This is a genomic window from Ensifer sp. (assembly GCF_035999185.1).
GTDB lineage: Bacteria > Pseudomonadota > Alphaproteobacteria > Rhizobiales > Rhizobiaceae > Ensifer.
Genome location: NZ_DASYHB010000017.1, coordinates 33,030 through 48,050, shown reverse-complemented (window position 1 = coordinate 48,050; position 15,021 = coordinate 33,030). Strand labels below are relative to the sequence as shown.

Annotated in this window: 18 protein-coding genes and 1 tRNA gene; 11 read left to right on the top strand and 8 right to left on the bottom strand. The window is 62.7% G+C overall.

Features of this window, described 5'->3' with window-relative positions:
- A partial coding sequence (gene rpoD / locus VGO04_RS01460) for an RNA polymerase sigma factor RpoD (RefSeq protein ID WP_327494180.1) occupies positions 1-1,433 on the top strand: 1,433 nt, incomplete at its 5' end.
- Positions 1,434-1,627: 194 nt separating this feature from the next.
- On the top strand, positions 1,628-1,921 hold the full coding sequence (locus VGO04_RS01455) for a GYD domain-containing protein (protein WP_327494179.1): 294 nt from the start codon (positions 1,628-1,630) through the stop codon (positions 1,919-1,921).
- A gap of 74 nt (positions 1,922-1,995) precedes the next feature.
- Here the strand turns inward: VGO04_RS01455 and VGO04_RS01450 are convergent, their stop codons facing one another.
- Entirely contained in the window at positions 1,996-2,841 is an 846-nt protein-coding gene (locus VGO04_RS01450; protein WP_327494178.1) for a DUF2066 domain-containing protein, read from the bottom strand.
- Complete coding sequence (locus VGO04_RS01445) at positions 2,817-3,230, bottom strand: lysozyme inhibitor LprI family protein (RefSeq protein ID WP_327494177.1); 414 nt, start codon at positions 3,228-3,230, stop codon at positions 2,817-2,819. Before VGO04_RS01445 ends, VGO04_RS01450 begins: the two co-directional genes overlap by 25 nt.
- Positions 3,231-3,508: 278 nt before the next feature.
- Between VGO04_RS01445 and VGO04_RS01440 the strand changes: the two genes are divergently transcribed.
- Complete coding sequence (locus VGO04_RS01440; RefSeq protein ID WP_327494176.1) at positions 3,509-4,078, top strand: hypothetical protein; 570 nt, start codon at positions 3,509-3,511, stop codon at positions 4,076-4,078.
- A gap of 54 nt (positions 4,079-4,132) precedes the next feature.
- Here VGO04_RS01440 and VGO04_RS01435 read toward each other — a convergent pair whose 3' ends face one another.
- Positions 4,133-4,585, bottom strand: a complete 453-nt coding sequence (locus tag VGO04_RS01435; RefSeq protein WP_327494175.1) for a VOC family protein — start codon at positions 4,583-4,585, stop codon at positions 4,133-4,135.
- Positions 4,586-4,749: 164 nt separating this feature from the next.
- On the opposite strand from VGO04_RS01435, the gene VGO04_RS01430 reads away from it, so the two are divergent.
- From VGO04_RS01430 to VGO04_RS01415, 4 genes are all read left to right on the top strand, one after another.
- On the top strand, positions 4,750-5,103 hold the full coding sequence (locus VGO04_RS01430; RefSeq protein ID WP_327494174.1) for a DUF1428 domain-containing protein: 354 nt from the start codon (positions 4,750-4,752) through the stop codon (positions 5,101-5,103).
- A 136-nt stretch (positions 5,104-5,239) separates the two neighbouring features.
- Positions 5,240-5,662 (top strand): secondary thiamine-phosphate synthase enzyme YjbQ, encoded by a 423-nt coding sequence (locus VGO04_RS01425; RefSeq protein WP_327494173.1) that lies wholly within the window; start codon positions 5,240-5,242, stop codon positions 5,660-5,662.
- Positions 5,663-5,839: 177 nt separating this feature from the next.
- Positions 5,840-6,244, top strand: coding sequence for a ketosteroid isomerase-related protein (locus VGO04_RS01420; RefSeq protein ID WP_327494172.1), 405 nt, complete (start codon positions 5,840-5,842; stop codon positions 6,242-6,244).
- A gap of 359 nt (positions 6,245-6,603) precedes the next feature.
- A complete protein-coding gene (locus VGO04_RS01415) occupies positions 6,604-6,996 on the top strand; it encodes a hypothetical protein (RefSeq protein WP_327494171.1) in 393 nt (130 codons plus the stop codon).
- Positions 6,997-7,487: 491 nt separating this feature from the next.
- Here the strand turns inward: VGO04_RS01415 and VGO04_RS01410 are convergent, their stop codons facing one another.
- Positions 7,488-8,228 carry an SIMPL domain-containing protein gene (locus VGO04_RS01410; protein WP_327494170.1) on the bottom strand — a complete coding sequence of 247 codons (741 nt, stop codon included), beginning with the start codon at positions 8,226-8,228 and terminating at the stop codon, positions 7,488-7,490.
- A gap of 257 nt (positions 8,229-8,485) precedes the next feature.
- Here VGO04_RS01410 and VGO04_RS01405 point away from each other — a divergent pair.
- Together VGO04_RS01405 and VGO04_RS01400 are read left to right on the top strand one after the other, a co-directional pair.
- Positions 8,486-8,561 (top strand) — tRNA-Ile (locus VGO04_RS01405).
- Positions 8,562-8,696: 135 nt separating this feature from the next.
- The gene (locus tag VGO04_RS01400) at positions 8,697-9,023 is read left to right on the top strand and encodes an ATPase inhibitor subunit zeta (protein ID WP_327494169.1); all 327 of its coding nucleotides are present in this window, start codon (positions 8,697-8,699) and stop codon (positions 9,021-9,023) included.
- Positions 9,024-9,224: 201 nt separating this feature from the next.
- On the opposite strand, the gene VGO04_RS01395 is transcribed toward VGO04_RS01400, so the two are convergent.
- Entirely contained in the window at positions 9,225-10,457 is a 1,233-nt protein-coding gene (locus VGO04_RS01395; RefSeq protein WP_327494168.1) for a glycosyltransferase family 4 protein, read from the bottom strand.
- Positions 10,458-11,318: 861 nt separating this feature from the next.
- Between VGO04_RS01395 and VGO04_RS01390 the strand changes: the two genes are divergently transcribed.
- Positions 11,319-11,672 carry a hypothetical protein gene (locus VGO04_RS01390; protein WP_327494167.1) on the top strand — a complete coding sequence of 118 codons (354 nt, stop codon included), beginning with the start codon at positions 11,319-11,321 and terminating at the stop codon, positions 11,670-11,672.
- Between the two features lie 168 nt (positions 11,673-11,840).
- Positions 11,841-12,857: a glycoside hydrolase family 26 protein gene (locus tag VGO04_RS01385; protein ID WP_327494166.1), complete on the top strand. Its 1,017-nt coding sequence runs from the start codon at positions 11,841-11,843 to the stop codon at positions 12,855-12,857.
- Positions 12,858-12,944: 87 nt separating this feature from the next.
- On the opposite strand, the gene VGO04_RS01380 is transcribed toward VGO04_RS01385, so the two are convergent.
- The 3 genes from VGO04_RS01380 to VGO04_RS01370 form a co-directional block, all read right to left on the bottom strand.
- On the bottom strand, positions 12,945-13,184 hold the full coding sequence (locus tag VGO04_RS01380) for a DUF982 domain-containing protein (protein ID WP_327494165.1): 240 nt from the start codon (positions 13,182-13,184) through the stop codon (positions 12,945-12,947).
- Between the two features lie 119 nt (positions 13,185-13,303).
- The gene (locus VGO04_RS01375; protein ID WP_327494164.1) at positions 13,304-14,026 is read right to left on the bottom strand and encodes a GntR family transcriptional regulator; all 723 of its coding nucleotides are present in this window, start codon (positions 14,024-14,026) and stop codon (positions 13,304-13,306) included.
- 109 nt (positions 14,027-14,135) lie between these two features.
- Positions 14,136-14,930, bottom strand: coding sequence for a DUF1194 domain-containing protein (locus VGO04_RS01370; protein ID WP_327494163.1), 795 nt, complete (start codon positions 14,928-14,930; stop codon positions 14,136-14,138).
- Positions 14,931-15,021 lie beyond the last annotated feature (91 nt).

Here is a 15,021-nt window from a genome sequence, read left to right as displayed (position 1 = left end):
CGCAGTTCCAGAGCCCGGAAAAGATCGAGGCTGACCGCAAGGCTGCCGAGGAAATGGAAAAGACCCGCAAGGTTCGCTCGCCTGCCAACGACGACGACATCACCAATGTCGGCGGCGATGTCATGCCGGCCGAGGAGGAAGAGGAAGACGACGACGAGTCGAACCTCTCGCTCGCCGCCATGGAAGCGGAACTGCGTCCGCAGGTCATGGAAACTCTCGACATCATCGCCGAGACCTACAAGAAGCTGCGCAAGCTGCAGGACCAGCAGGTGGAAGCGCGCCTGGCTGCCACGGGCACGCTGTCGCCCGCACAGGAGCGCCGCTACAAGGAGCTGAAGGACGAGCTGATCAAGGCGGTCAAGTCGCTGTCGCTCAACCAGAACCGCGTCGACAGCCTGGTCGAGCAGCTCTACGACATCTCCAAGCGCCTGATGCAGAACGAAGGCCGCCTGCTGCGGCTTGCAGAATCCTACGGCGTCAAGCGTGACTCGTTCCTGGAACAGTATTCGGGCGCCGAACTCGACCCGAACTGGATGAAGTCGATCAGCAACCTGGCTGGCAAGGGCTGGAAGGAATTCGCCAAGAGCGAAAACCAGACGATCCGCGACATCCGCCAGGAGATCCAGAACCTTGCGACCGAAACCGGCATCTCGATCGCCGAATTCCGTCGCATCGTCTCGATGGTGCAGAAGGGCGAGCGCGAAGCGCGCATCGCCAAGAAGGAAATGGTCGAAGCGAACCTTCGCCTCGTCATCTCCATCGCCAAGAAGTACACCAACCGCGGCTTGCAGTTCCTCGACCTCATCCAGGAGGGCAACATCGGCCTGATGAAGGCGGTCGACAAGTTCGAGTACCGCCGCGGTTACAAGTTCTCGACCTACGCCACCTGGTGGATTCGTCAGGCGATCACGCGCTCGATCGCCGACCAGGCCCGCACGATCCGTATTCCGGTGCACATGATCGAGACGATCAACAAGATCGTCCGTACCTCGCGCCAGATGCTGCACGAGATCGGCCGCGAGCCGACGCCGGAAGAACTGGCCGAAAAGCTCGCCATGCCGCTCGAAAAGGTCCGCAAGGTCCTGAAGATCGCCAAGGAGCCGATCTCGCTCGAAACGCCTGTCGGTGACGAAGAAGATTCGCACCTCGGCGATTTCATCGAGGACAAGAACGCGCTGCTGCCGATCGACGCCGCCATCCAGGCGAACCTGCGCGAAACGACTACCCGCGTTCTCGCTTCGCTGACGCCACGCGAAGAGCGCGTGCTGCGCATGCGCTTCGGCATCGGCATGAACACCGACCACACGCTCGAAGAAGTCGGCCAGCAGTTCTCGGTTACCCGCGAACGTATCCGCCAGATCGAGGCGAAGGCGCTTCGCAAGCTCAAGCATCCGAGCCGCTCCAGGAAGCTGCGCTCGTTCCTCGACAGCTAAGTCGGGCACATCGAAGAAACAGGAAAGCCGGGCAGATTGCCCGGCTTTTTCGTTTCTGCCTCACCCAAGCGATTTATTGTGAGGCCCTGCGCCCAGGCGTATAGTCGCGCTTTCGCAGCAATCTGGGGCACCCCGTCTAAGACGCGGGAGCAATCGCACCGCGGGCGTGAAGCGTGCCTCCGTGGAGGTGTGAAATGACCACCTATGTCGTGCTTCTCAATTGGACCGAGCAGGGTGTGAAGAATGTGCGCGAGTCGCCGAAGCGCCTCGACGCCGCCAAGAAGATGCTCGCCGACATGGGCGGCTCCTTCAAACATTTCTTTTTGACCATGGGCACTTATGACATGGTGGCCGTGGTCGAGGCGCCCGACGATGCCGTCGCGGCACGCTTCGCACTCAACCTTGGCATGGCCGGCAACGTGCGCTCGACCACGCTCAAGGCCTTCCCGGAGGCCGCCTATCGCGAACTGATCACCTCGCTCGGATAGCGACGCGATCTGCGGGGTGCATCGCCACAGGCTTGTTCCTTGACCCGTCGCGAGGGCGCGACGGGCAACGTCAGCTATGGCGCGCCGTTGCCGGAAAGGATGCGGGCGGCATTGCGCATGGCGTCGCGAAAGGCGTCATCGAAGCTGACGCCGCTGATCTGCCAGCGATAGCGCTTTCCATGGGTGTCGAGCCGCCACATGGCGATCCAACCCCGAGCGGCATCGGACCAGGCAAGTGTGCCCGTCAGTGCAACAGCTTGACCGGCGTCTGGCGCCGGGGCGACGGGCACGCCAACGCCCGCCTGCAGCAGAGTATCGAAGTCGAGTTTGCGGGCCGTCGCGGTGGCAGCGTCAGGCAGCACAGCTGTGAGCGACAGCGGCAGCGCCGCCGCGTAGAGCGAGTCTGCCATGTAGGGGCTCTCGCTGCCGTCACGCGTCAGCACGAACTGACGCTTCTGGTCCTTGACCGCGAGGAACACGGCGATCGGCGGGCGAGGGGTGAGCCATGGCTTTCGCCCGAGCTTTGCAAGAAGCGGATCGAGAGTTGCTGGCTCATACCGGCAGGTAAGGTCGTGCGGCCGGTCGTGCGTGCCCTGCTCGTCGTGGATCGGAATGCCTTCCAGACGGTCGCGATAGGAGAAGGCGGAAACGAAGCTTCCCGCCTTCTGCTCAACCGCTGCAAAGCCCTGCGCGCCGACAATGGTCGGATCGCCTGATAGTTTGACCAGCACTTCACGCAAGCATTCGCGATAGCCGATCTGGCGGTTGATCTCGCCGGTGCCGGTGACGATCGCGTCGCTCCGATAGAGATCCTCGATCGGTTCGGCCGCAGCGACACGGCCGGCAAGGCAGAAAACCGCCGCGGCAAGCGCTCCGCAGTTCGCCCGGCGCCGGGTCAGTTTGCCGGGGGGACGGCGCAACTGAGGTCTCCCTCCTCGCAACTCAGATCGGTCTTGAAGTCTTCGATGCGCTTGCGGGTGAGGTCGTCGCGGCATTGCAGCACGATCATCGGCTGGACCGAGCCGCCGCTGACGCCGGAGCTGTCGAAGTCGCATTCGGCGTCGCGAAAGGCGATCCACGCCCTCTGCGCGGCCACGAGCAGCTTCGTCTTGTCGGCGTCGTCTTTAAGGCGCCCCTGGATTTGCTTGTAGAGGGTGTTGAGTTCCGCGTCCGAGGCCTTGAGCGCCTTGTCGGCGCAGGCGTTCATCGTCGCCTGATCGCTGGCGTCGGCACAGGCGTCGGCATGTGCCAGGCTGGGCGCACTGACCGATCCCAGGACCGCAAACAAAATCAGGGCGGGAACGCGCATCGATACTCTCCTCTGGGTGCCCGACGTCCGGGCGACGCTGCAGGCCGGCGACCTGCATCGCGCGGATCGTAAAACCAACGGTGGCAAATATTCAATGCCTTGGCGACCGTCTGCGATCGTTCTCCTTTGATTAAAAAGGGATCTTTAACGTTTACGTTTTATCAATCTCTCGATCGCAGTTGGCGCGAATGCACCGCAAACGGCGATCTAGCATTTTGATCCCGAGGCATCTTCCGCACGCGCGAAGCGGAATGTCCCGGGACACAAGAGGTTCTGCGATGCGTTGCGTATTTGTCGTCGTCCTCCTGTTTTTGGCCGGCTGCGGAACGGTGCCGAGAGACACCCGGAATGCCTGCGCGGTTTTCGAGCAGCGAGATGGCCTTTTCAACAATTGGCGCCGGGAGGCCTACGGCGCCCAGCGCGAATACGGCGTGCCCGTGCCGATCCTGATGGCGACGATCTATACCGAATCCGGCTTTCGCCATAACGCCCGCCCGCCGCGCACCAAGCTCTTCGGCTTCATCCCCTGGACGCGTGTCTCGACGGCCTACGGCTATTCGCAGGCGCTCGACGGCACCTGGGCGCGTTATCAGAGCGAGACCGGTCGCTGGGCGGCGCGGCGTTCGGATTTCGGCGACGCGATCCGCTTCATCGCCTGGTATCACCGCGAAAGCGCCCAGCAGAACGGCATCGCGCTCAACGATGCCTACCGGCTCTACATCGCCTATTACCACGGCCACGCCGGCTATGCCCGCGGCAACTGGAGCCAGACGGCCAAGACCGGCGCCAAGCGGGCAGCCGGCATGGCCTCTGTCTATAGCCAGCAGTTGCGCGGCTGCGGCAGCTGAGCTGCAGAGCCCCGGCTGAAGCAGCCCTTGCGCGTCTCACAATCAGCTTGAACCCTAGCCGGCTGCGGCGCGCTCCAGTTCGGCAACGTCGATCTTGATCATGCCCATCATCGCCTGCTGGACGCGGCCGGCGCGTGCCGGATCTGCATCGCCGAGATAGCGGATCAATGCGTCGGGAATGATCTGCCAGGTCACGCCGAACCGGTCCTTCAGCCAGCCGCAGTGCTGCGGCGTGCCGCCCTCGCTCAAGCGATCCCAGTAGTAGTCGACCTCCGCCTGGTCGGCGCAGCGCACGAAGAACGACACCGCTTCGTTGAACTGGAAGTGCGGGCCGCCGTTGAGACCCATGAAGTGCTGCCCTTCAAGCTCGAACGACGCGGTAAAGGCCTTGCCGTCGGGGCCCTTCTTCACGTCGGTGATCCGGGCATTTCGGAAGATGGAGGTGTAGAAGCCGATGGCGTCCTCCAGTTGATCGTCGAACCAGAGAAAGGGCGTGATCTTCTGCATCTGCGTGTCTCCCGTTTTGGATGGTACCGACCAAGGACGAACGGAATGCCTTGGTCCCGACAGGGCTTGCCCGCATGCGTGAAGAAAATTTCGGGCCCGGTGTCGGAACCTTTCCCCGCCGCGCGTCCTTTGCTGGTTCGAACAAACCGTGGAGGAATTGTGTGATGACCTATGTGGATGGTTTTCTGGTTGCCGTGCCGAAGGCGAACATCGAGGCCTACAAGGCGATGGCGAAGGCCGCAGGTGAAGTCTGGAAGGAACATGGCGCGCTTTCCTACAATGAGTGCCTCGGTGACGACGTGCCTTATGGCGAGGTGACGTCCTTTCCCCGCGCCGTGCAGGCAAAGGACGACGAGACGGTGGTCTTTTCCTGGGTTTCCTACCGGTCCCGCGAAGACCGCGATGCGATCGTTGCCAAGGTGATGGCCGACCCGCGGCTGCAGGGCGATGCCTGGAAGGAGGTCTTTGACGGCAAGCGGCTGATCTACGGCGGCTTCCAGGCGTTTCTCGAGATGTAGGGACGCGGTCGTCGCTGCCGATCGGTCTGCGGCTGCCCGTCTTGGATGTTGAACGATCCGGGCTTAGAAGCGTGTGGCAATGCGCTGCACCCGATGGTGGGGGCAGCTCAGTCGCAGCCGCAACCGGAGACGCGATATGCCGCAGACGAGCATCACCATCGACACCCATGGCCAGGGGCTCTACGAGTTCACCGGGGAAGTCTCGGCTTTCGTGCGTGCCAACGCGGCCGCCGAGGGGCTGCTCACCCTCTTCGTTCGGCACACCTCCTGTTCGCTTCTCATTCAGGAAAATGCAGACCCGGACGTGAAGCGCGACCTCGACGCCTTCTTCCGTCGCTTGGTGCCGCCGTCTTCAGACCCTTCGATGCGCTGGATCGTGCATACCCAGGAGGGGCCCGACGATATGCCAGCCCATATCAAGGCGGCGCTGACCGCGGTCTCGATCGGCATTCCCGTTGCGCGCGGCCGTCTGCTGCTTGGCACCTGGCAGGGGATCTATCTCTTCGAGCATCGCGACCGGCCGCACCGCCGCGAAATCATCCTGCACCTCAGCGCCTGAACGCGCGCGAACCGCGCTCGAATGTGCTCTCGACGCCGCGCCGGCGATTGACCGCAACAGTCCGCGTTCTAATTAAAGGCAGAACTGGCGCTACGGCGCCGCGCGTCGAGCAGATACGCAAAGATCGCTGTAGCACTTTGAATTGCCGCGCCGGACTGCGGCGGGAGAGGAGGACTGATGACCGATGCACAGACCATTGCCAGTCACTTTATCGAAGCGCTGAACCAGCGTGACTTCGAAGCCCTGGCGCGGCTCGTCCATGAGGACGTCGAGCTCGATTCGCTCACCGGCCAGCGCATGGTTGGCGTCGGCCCCTTGCGCGCCTGGCTGATGAATTATCTGCGCCGTTTCGACGAGCAGTTCGGCGATGTCGTGCTGATGCGCGATGCCTTCGGCCAGCGCGTGGCCGCCGACCTGACGGTGCGGGGGACCTATCGCGAGACGATGGAAGGTTTCCCGGCCGCATCCGGCCAGACCTATTCGATCCCGAGCGTGCTCATTTTCGAGATCGAGGACGGCACCATTACCCGCCTCAGTCACTACCGCAACATCCGCATCTTCGAGAAAGCCCTTGCCGGCTGACGGGTGACGTCTGCGCGCGGGCCTTTCGATCCAGCTTCGGTCAAACAGGCGGCTCTTGACGTACAGCACGCCTGCGAATCACTTCGGCAAGCCGGCATATGCCTGCAACCAGCCTCATTCTCCAGGCGCTATGTCCAAAATTGATAGGAATCAAAGCGTTGCTGCTTGCAATGAGACGCGCCGCGACACCCGCTGTGATGCCGGCTTTCGCATCCTATGCGTGTCGGCATCACGTTCCGGCAATCTGAACCTCCCATGAACATGGGGTTCCGCTGTCGTTCAGCTTCAGAACCCTATCCTCTGATCAATCGCTTGGGACGGTGATTGCCCGTTGAACCCTTCAAGCTTGGAGAGATGCCATGAAGAACCGCTTTTTTAACGCCGCCGCTGCTGCCGTCATCGGAATGACCGGCCTCCTGGGCGCAGCCTCCACCGCTTCGGCCGACTCGATCCGATTTGGCTTCGGCTCGGGTGGCGGCATGGACGTGCAGTACCGCGACTATGGCGACGGTTATGGCGATGAGCGCGACTGGGGTCGCGGCCGTGATCGCCATCGTGACTGGGATGGTGACCGCCGCGGCCGCTGCGCCCCGTGGATGGCCGTCGACAAGGCCCGCGACCGCGGCTTCCGCCGTGCCTATGTCGCCGACGTCTCGTCGCGCCGCGTCGTCGTCGAGGGACGCCGCGACGGCTACCGCGACCGCATCGTCTTTGCGAATGTCCGCGGTTGCCCGACCGTCGGTCGCTGGTAATACCCCGTAATCTTCCCGCCTTGTCTCCCCCGGCCGGCGGAAGAATGGCCCCTCATGCTCCGGCATGGGGGGCTTTTTTGTGCCATGTGCCATGGTGCGCCGCGTCTTCGCGACAGGACGTTTCTCGCGCGGTCCGAGGATCGCGTGCGAGGGGTGAGCGAGCGCCACCGCTATGATCCGCGGCATCTGACACGAGACGACGTGGCTGGCCATGGGCCGTCAACACGCGGCGCCATGACGCCGATGATGGGCGTCGGCCACCTTCCAGGGGTCCGTCCTTCGGTTCCAATCCGCTGCCGCGCCCAATCGCGCGCCGGGCCCGTTCGCGTTCGGAGCGGCCCGCGACTGCAGCGCTTCAAGCCGGTTCAGCCGTGGCCGATGGTCGTCCGGCCTAAACTTCCATCGTGTAAAAACACATCGCCCCCGGTGCCGATCTCCGGCGCCGGGGGCGAGGTTTGGGCGGTAGCCCGCGCGCGGCTGCGGCGGGTTGCTTACTGCTTGATCTCGAAGGTCACGTTGACCGTGACATTGTAGCTGTTTTCGCCGGTTGCGACCGGAACGGCATCGGCGGCGTATTCCTTGGCCATCCCGGCGCGCATCATCGGAACCGGCTCCGGGCGGAAGCCCTGTTCGGTGATGTTGACGATCTTGCCGACCGCAACGCCGGCGGCTTCCGCCAGCACCTTGGCCTTCTCGACGGCATCGGCAACGGCTGCCTTACGCGCCTCGGTAATGACCGCTTCCGGCTTGTCGTTGGTAAACTGCACGCCGCCGCCCTGGTTGACGCCGAGGGTGACCGACTTGTCGATGACTTCGCCGAGCTTGGCGAGATCACGCACGCGCACGCTGACGCCGTTCGTCACCTGGTAGCCGATCAGCTCCGGCGCGCGGTTGCTGCCGTCGGTGTTGGTCGGGTAGGTGTATTGCGGGTTGAGCATGAAGCCGCTCGTCTGCAGGTCGCGATCGGCAATGCCGCCGTCCTTCAGCGCCTTCAGCACTTCGGCCATGGTCTTGTTGTTGGCGTCGAGCGCTTCGCGGGCGGTCTTGGCGTCCTTGACGACGCTCAGCTGCAGAACCGCCATGTCGGGCGCGACGGTCGCGCGGCCTTCGCCGGCAACGATAATGGTTGCCTTGTCCTTGTCCGTCTCCTGCGCTTGAGCAGCGGCGACGCCGGCAAAAGCGGCAGCAAAAGCGGCGATCGAAAGCGTGCGGGCAGTGCGTGTGGAAATCATGGTCGATGTCTCTCCGGTTGTTCCGTCCCAGCGTCTTCTTGGCGGTCGATTGTGTGAGCATTGCGGCAATGGCTTGTCCGCAAAAAGGTTTTCGGCTAGAGCCAACACACGACGCGAACTGCCATTGGTTCGCGCTGCTGGATCACTACGGTGCCATGCCTCTTTCGGAAGCGCAAAGGTGGCCGTAGCACTTAGAGTTGCTGCCGTGTCTTATCCCTGGATCATTACGATTTGAGGACGAGAGGCAGATCCAGAGTGGGCCTGTAGCTCAATGGTTAGAGCCGGCGGCTCATAACCGCTTGGTTGGGGGTTCGAGTCCCTCCGGGCCCACCATTTCCCACTAAGTATTGAATATGCTAAGTATTCTGGCTGTTTTATCCCACATTTGATATGCTCGCCGGATAAACCCAGACCCTTTCCTCGTCGCTTCTGCTACGATGCCCGATCAGGCGGCAAAGGAGCATTTCGATGGCTGGTCTGGGTGTGGACATGGTGCGAATGGTACGTCGCAACAAGCTGGTTGGTTTCTGGGCCGCGGAGAAGCTGGCGCTTGCCGGCGAAAAAGCCAAGACCTACTCGGATGATCTTGCGATGGCGGCGCTGGACGTCGAACGCAGCAACATCCTTGCGATCATTCGAAGAGACTTTGACGCGGCAGGAGTAATCCATTCCGACGAGGAGATTTTGGCGGTCATGAGCGTCTGCTTGTTGCAGGCGGGAAAACCAACAAAAGGGTCCGACGGCAGCGATGCAGCGCTGCTGCACATTGCACGTAAACTCATGCAAGGATCGTGAACGGCGGCACACCGAGGCAAGACCCCGACAGATACCGGCACCAGAACGTTCTCTGGCCTGAACGGCGATTTGTTGATCCATCAAGATGCATGGCACAAGTAGCCGCAAGGATCGCCGCGCGTGATCTCTATTAGAAGCAAAACGACTTCAGGCACGGGATTTTGTTTGATGGGATTTTGAGAATTCCTCGAGACCCGCCCCTCAAAATATCCAGCTTGTCATGAAGAGCCAGCTCGTCACGTTCTCGCCCGAAGCGGGCAGGCCGCGGGGTTTTGTCGTCGGTTTGCGCGCGCCTGCGTGTTCCAGGGCCGACAGTGCCACGGCGTCCCATTGGGACAGGATGTGTTCGGCGTCGTAGCGTCTGACATTGGCTTTTGAGTTGGCGGCGAGGCGGGCGGCAAGCGTCGGGTCTCCGAGGACGCGCGACAGGGCGTCGGCGAGTGCGTTGGCGTCGCCGTTTTGGACGAGCAGGCCGTCTTCGCCGTCGGCGATCATGTCGGTCGGGCCCCATTCGCAGGCAAAGGAAACGACGGGGACGCCCGATGCCATGGCTTCGAGGAGGGCGATGCCCCATCCCTCATAGCGCGATGACAGGACGAAGACGTCGGCGGTCTCGACCCAGAGGCCCGGACGCGCGGTGACGCCCGGCATCTCCACCCGGTCCTTCAAGCCCAGTGCATCCCGCTGCGCTTCAAGCGCCTGGCGCGCTTCACCTTCGCCCCAGATGACGAGTTTCCAATCGGGATGGGCAGGGGCGATCCTGGCGAAGGCCGTCAGCAGGATATCGAAGCCCTTTTGTGCGGTCAGCCGGCCAACGGCGGTCAGCACGTTGTTGCCGCGCCGGTTTTCCCAGCCGGCGGGCAGGTTGATGGCGTTGGCGATCACCCGTCCGTGGCGGCGGACCTGCGGCGGAAAATAGTCGAGTGCGCCCTTCGTCATCGTCACCAGCGAGAAGGCGCGGGGATAAAGACGAAGCTGCAGCCACTTCCACAAGGGGCCGAAGGGTTGCACCGCCGGATTGTTGCGCTCGGACACGATCACCGGGAAGGGCAGGCCCGTTGTTGCGAGAAGCGTCAGCACGTTCGTGCGGGTGAGAAAGCTCAAGACAAAGTCCGGACGGGAGTTTTTTACGGCCGAGCGCAGGCGATGGAGCCTTTGCACCACAAGCCAGCCGGCGCGCAGCTTGGCGGCCTTCTGCGCCGGCAGGTCGAGGCGTCTGATCGAAACCCGCGGATCGAGCTCGTAATAGGGCTTCGAGGCCGGCGCCTCGAGCGTGATCACCGTGACCGCGCAGCCAAGTCGCGCCCAATGGCTGGCCACGAGGCTGACGACGTGCTCGGTGCCGCCGGCGCCGAGTGCAGACACAACGATGGTTATGCGCGCGCCGGCTATGCCGGCCGCTCCGACGATGTCGGCACCTGTCCCCTCATTCAATTTTGAATGCCCCCTTGCTCGCCCCAGATGTATTATTAACACTTCCTTAAATTCGCGCAACGGGACTTGCCGAGCTTGGTAAACATGTCCCGTTACTGCCAAGCCAAGCTCATGATTGCGGGCGTGGGGCTGGCCATTCGACCGGAACGGAGAGGGGCCCGCACTTGCGGTTGCCCGCCTCACGCCGCGGCGGGGGCGGGTGCAAACTGGGGCAGTCTCAGGGCCGTAGGGGCGCCGGTTGCCGGCGGATCAGGCAACCCGCTTTTGTCGGCTAAGACGTGCGGCGCTGTTGACGCCAAAAAAAATGCCCGCGGGCGGCGGGCAGTTTTGGAGTGGGCGCATACGCTCAAACATGTTGCGCCTGCCTCCAAGGTGGGCGGCAGAGGTCAACGATCTGTAAATGCGCGATAGCTAAAAATAGGGAGCGCGAGGCGCTTTTTGTGTTTCCTCGTCCGCCTGCAGTTGTGGTCTGTTGCCGATCTTCGCCTTCCCGATCAATTTTTTTTCGGTTGGGCTCTGCCCGGAGCGCCGTCGTGTGGCTGCCACCACAGCGCGTGCCAGACCGCGGCGACAGGGTGTGGTGGTCGGCGATCAGTGGTTGCGAACTGTTGGCAAGCTGCTGTTTTTTCTATTTGTTTTCGAGCGCATGGTGGCGTTTCCAAGCGCCGGGCGGCGCCATCGTCGGTGGGGAATGGCGCCATGGTCCGCCGAGCGCAAGGCATCGACACAACCATCGCGGAAGTTGTTAAGAAAGAATTTGTTAATTTAAGCAATGAATAATGAAAAAGGGGGTTGAAGATCGCCGCCATTTCGCCCAAAGGAAGCCCGGGTGGTTCGTGCCGCCCATTCGAAAGGACGTTTATGCGAATCAAAGCCGCATGTGCCGGCGTAAGCCGCACCGCCGTTTCGGGTTTCAAGTTTTTCGTACCGACAACGTCAGTTCTCAGTCTCCTGCTGCTTTCCGCCGGCTGTTCGTCGACGGTCGTCGGCGAGACTCCGCTGTTTGCCTCGAGCAGTTCGAGCGCCTATGCGAGCCCATCGGTCAAGGTCCGCAAGGAACAAAAGCAGTTGCAGGTGGCCGAGGCCGAAGAGGACATCGTCGAACCGGCGCCGACGCGGCGTCGCACGACCGCCTATCTTGGCCGCGCACCCTACATCTGTTCACCAAGCGGTTTCGGCCACACGTCGCACTGCTTCCTGAGGGCGTCGTACTAAGGGGGCGATCCCTTCCTTTCGGGCGGCGATTTTCTGGCCGCCGTTGCTCTGGTTGATGAGGATGATCACGCGGTCGGGCGGCGCCCGTCCACGACCATGCCGATCTTCAGCGCAAAGCAGTTCCGTGTCTGGTGTCATCGCGGTGTCCCGTTCCGCTGGAGAAAGTCGTTGTCCGCTACCGTCGTCAGATCAGCTTTTGCCGCTGCAACGTTGCTGCTCATGGCCGTTGCGGCACCGTCTGCGGCGTGCGCTGAGGATCCGGCAGACGGTATCGACCGGTCCATGACGACAGCGGCGATCGGGCCCGAGGCAAAGGAAACGACGGCGCGCACTGTGGCCATCGGCGTCTACGATCCGCATGACGCCGTTGCCGATAGCGACGCGCTCGCGCTGGAGCACGTTTTCGTCTACTGGCAGAAGCCGGACCGGGCGCTCATCAAGCGCAAGATGGCGATTGCGGCGAGGCAAGGGCGGACGCTGATGCTGTCTGTCGAGCCCTATACTCACGCCGCCGACTGGCGCTCTGGCGGCGAGCGGCTGTTTGCCGATATCGGCAAGGGGCGTTTTGATCGGGAGATCCGGGACGTGTGCACGCGTGCCGCCGGTTTCGGCGGGCCGGTCTATGTGCGTTGGGGCCACGAGATGGAGCAGCCGAGCAAGCGCTACCCGTGGGCGCGCCGCGACAGTGAAGGGTACAAGCAGGCGTATCGCTATTTCGTCGGTAAATGCCGGGAGCTGGCCCCGGAGGCACGCTACGTCTGGTCGCCGATCGGCAACCGCAATCTCCGCGCTTACTATCCGGGCGACGATGTCGTCGATGCCATCGGCATTCCCGTCTGGGGCCTGCAGAAGATGGACGTCGACTATTGGGGACACGAGCGCAGCTTCCGTGAAGCGCTCAAGGAGAAGTACCAGCGCGTTTCCGGTTTCGGCAAACCGATCATGATCGCCGAGCTCGGAGTTTCGGGCTCGGCCGACTACAAGCGGGCCTGGTACCAGGAAATCCTCGACCCTCAGACCTATCGCCGGTCCTTTCCGCTTCTGACCACGGTGGTGTTTTTCAACGACAAGGAACCCTACAAGTGGCCGGCTGGCTACGGCGCGCCGGACTGGCGGCTCGACAGGCTGGCGCTGAGGGCGCTTGCCGACCGCCAGGCAAACGAGGCGGCCGCTCTGGCTGAGTGATTATGGCCCCGGCCGAGTGACCGTTGGGGGCGATGCGCCGATCGTCCTTCGGCGCATCGCGAAACCTAGGGGACAGGTGCCTGCGCGTCAGGCCAGAAGCAGGCCTGACTCTCGCGCAGCTGCGGCAAAGCAGCGGCTGGCGCGATCCGTGCTCGTCAGTCCGTCTAGCGCGTCCAGGCAGCGCCTGAGAGCCGCGCGATACTCCCGCCCGCGACGGCCCGGCCATTGCCTGAGCAGTTCCAGGGCTTCGAACACGGTTCTGACCACAGCCTGCCGCTTGGCCGAGAGTTTCAGGAAAATAGGGGTGGGGAAGCGTTTTTCGCTCATTGCATTCCTCTTTCGCAGTCTTTTCGAGCGAGAGGCGAACGCAGGGGCGAAGGAATGGTTCCGCGTGGCGGAGGATTTTTTGGGTCGAAGGTTCGTCGTCCACGACTAGTCGGGGCAACCTAAAGCTCGAGCGCCGCCTTTAGATCCGTCGATTTGTGGACGCGCAGGTCAAGGTCCGCTTCGATATGGTCGATGTGATGGACCATCAGCTTGGCGGCCGTATCGACGTCGCCGCGCTCCAGCGCGTTGACGATCTCGTCGTGCTCGTTGTGGCCACAGCTTGAAACGGTCGACTGGCCGTAAAGTGCGATCACCAGCGAAGAGCGGGCGATGAGTTCATCCATGAAACGGCGGAGAATCGCGTTCCCCGAGAGGTCGGCGAGTGTCAGGTGAAAGTCGCCGGACGCCTTGATCTCGGCGCGGCGGGCAGGCTGCCCGCGCTGTTCGGTCAGCCGCCGTTCAGCGGCCAGCATGCGCCGGAGTTCGACAATCTCGACCTTGCCGATATTGGGTGCCGCGGACCTGACGACGCCGGGCTCGATCAGCCGGCGGGTGGCGAAGATCTGCCGCGCCTCGTCGATGGACGGATGTGCGACGAAGGCGCCGCGGTTCTTCTCGACGCTGACGAGCCCCTCATAGGAGAGCGCCTGCAGGGCTGCGCGCACCAGCGTGCGGCTGACATTGAAGAGTTCGCCGACATCGCTTTCCGACAGCTTGGTGCCGGGAGCCAGTCGCCGCTCGACGATCGCATCGCGCAGCGTGTCGCGGATATGTTGGCTGCCCGTGTCGGAGGCCGGGTCGGTGGCCAAGTCGGCCTGAGGGGGCGTGGTGGTCAAGGACATGAATCGATCCGCGAAGCAACGCGTCATCTTATCGTCGGGCGGTGCGAAGGGAAACGACAATCTGTCGCGCATGGGTTGCGTTTCGGCAACCGCGCGGGCGAGGGCAAGATTATTTGTCGAGTTCCGGATAGACCCGGTCGAGGAAGCCGGGTCTCAGCTTCTCGCCGATCAGGCAGTCGGACGCCGGCAGGGCGTCGATGAGGCGGACGTTCGGAGGCGGCGGCAGCCCGCTGACTTCAAGAACGAGTTTCTGTCGAATCGCGATGGAAAAATCCTCGGGCTCATGCACCGGCAGCACGAAGGAACCGGGACCGCCAATCACGCATTCGGCATAATACTGGTCGAGCGGGCCGGTTGAGACGGAGGGGCGGATCAGGATGGCGAGCCCGTTGATGGTGATGCCGCGTTCGATGGCGGTGTCGCGGGCCGGGGTCACCGGCGGTCCGATGTTGTTGGGGCCGTCGCCGGAAATGTCGATCACCCGGCGCATGCCGGAATAGGCGTTGGAATCGATCAGCGCCGTGCCATAGGTGATCGCGTTGGAGATCGATGTTCCGCGGCGCGTGCCGACCGGCCGCGCCTCGATCAGCTTGGCAAAGGCGTCGGCGTCAGCGGCATTGTCGATAACCTTCCAGGCGACGACGGAGGATTCGTTGACCGTTCCCGCCCATTCGAAATAGCCGATGGCGATCTTGCCCAACTGGCCGCTTTCGACGGCATCGAGGAAGTCGCGGTGCCTGAGCGCCTCGACATAGCCCGCGCGCTGAATGCGTGCCTCGTCGAGATCCATCGAGCCGGACATGTCGACCGCGAGGATCAATTCAACGTCGACATTCGTCGGCACGGCGGTCGATGGGCTCGGGCCACCAGTCAATGAAAGGAGTAACGCCAACACGCTCAACATCGCTTCAACCAGTCATTGCGCGCGGTCAGATAAGACAAATGTAACACAGGATTGGAATTCGGCGACCATTTGGCTTTCGCCGGACTTCAAC

What these genes read in the sequence shown, in the direction of transcription:
- VGO04_RS01455 (WP_327494179.1), top strand. Translation starts at nt 1,628, where the DNA reads ATGACCACCTATGTCGTGCTTCTCAATTGGACCGAGCAGGGTGTGAAG.
- VGO04_RS01445 (WP_327494177.1), bottom strand. Translation starts at nt 3,230, where the DNA reads ATGCGCGTTCCCGCCCTGATTTTGTTTGCGGTCCTGGGATCGGTCAGT.
- VGO04_RS01440 (WP_327494176.1), top strand. Translation starts at nt 3,509, where the DNA reads ATGCGTTGCGTATTTGTCGTCGTCCTCCTGTTTTTGGCCGGCTGCGGA.
- VGO04_RS01435 (WP_327494175.1), bottom strand. Translation starts at nt 4,585, where the DNA reads ATGCAGAAGATCACGCCCTTTCTCTGGTTCGACGATCAACTGGAGGAC.
- VGO04_RS01430 (WP_327494174.1), top strand. Translation starts at nt 4,750, where the DNA reads ATGACCTATGTGGATGGTTTTCTGGTTGCCGTGCCGAAGGCGAACATC.
- VGO04_RS01425 (WP_327494173.1), top strand. Translation starts at nt 5,240, where the DNA reads ATGCCGCAGACGAGCATCACCATCGACACCCATGGCCAGGGGCTCTAC.
- VGO04_RS01420 (WP_327494172.1), top strand. Translation starts at nt 5,840, where the DNA reads ATGACCGATGCACAGACCATTGCCAGTCACTTTATCGAAGCGCTGAAC.
- VGO04_RS01415 (WP_327494171.1), top strand. Translation starts at nt 6,604, where the DNA reads ATGAAGAACCGCTTTTTTAACGCCGCCGCTGCTGCCGTCATCGGAATG.
- VGO04_RS01410 (WP_327494170.1), bottom strand. Translation starts at nt 8,228, where the DNA reads ATGATTTCCACACGCACTGCCCGCACGCTTTCGATCGCCGCTTTTGCT.
- VGO04_RS01400 (WP_327494169.1), top strand. Translation starts at nt 8,697, where the DNA reads ATGGCTGGTCTGGGTGTGGACATGGTGCGAATGGTACGTCGCAACAAG.
- VGO04_RS01390 (WP_327494167.1), top strand. Translation starts at nt 11,319, where the DNA reads ATGCGAATCAAAGCCGCATGTGCCGGCGTAAGCCGCACCGCCGTTTCG.
- VGO04_RS01380 (WP_327494165.1), bottom strand. Translation starts at nt 13,184, where the DNA reads ATGAGCGAAAAACGCTTCCCCACCCCTATTTTCCTGAAACTCTCGGCC.
- VGO04_RS01375 (WP_327494164.1), bottom strand. Translation starts at nt 14,026, where the DNA reads ATGTCCTTGACCACCACGCCCCCTCAGGCCGACTTGGCCACCGACCCG.
- VGO04_RS01370 (WP_327494163.1), bottom strand. Translation starts at nt 14,930, where the DNA reads ATGTTGAGCGTGTTGGCGTTACTCCTTTCATTGACTGGTGGCCCGAGC.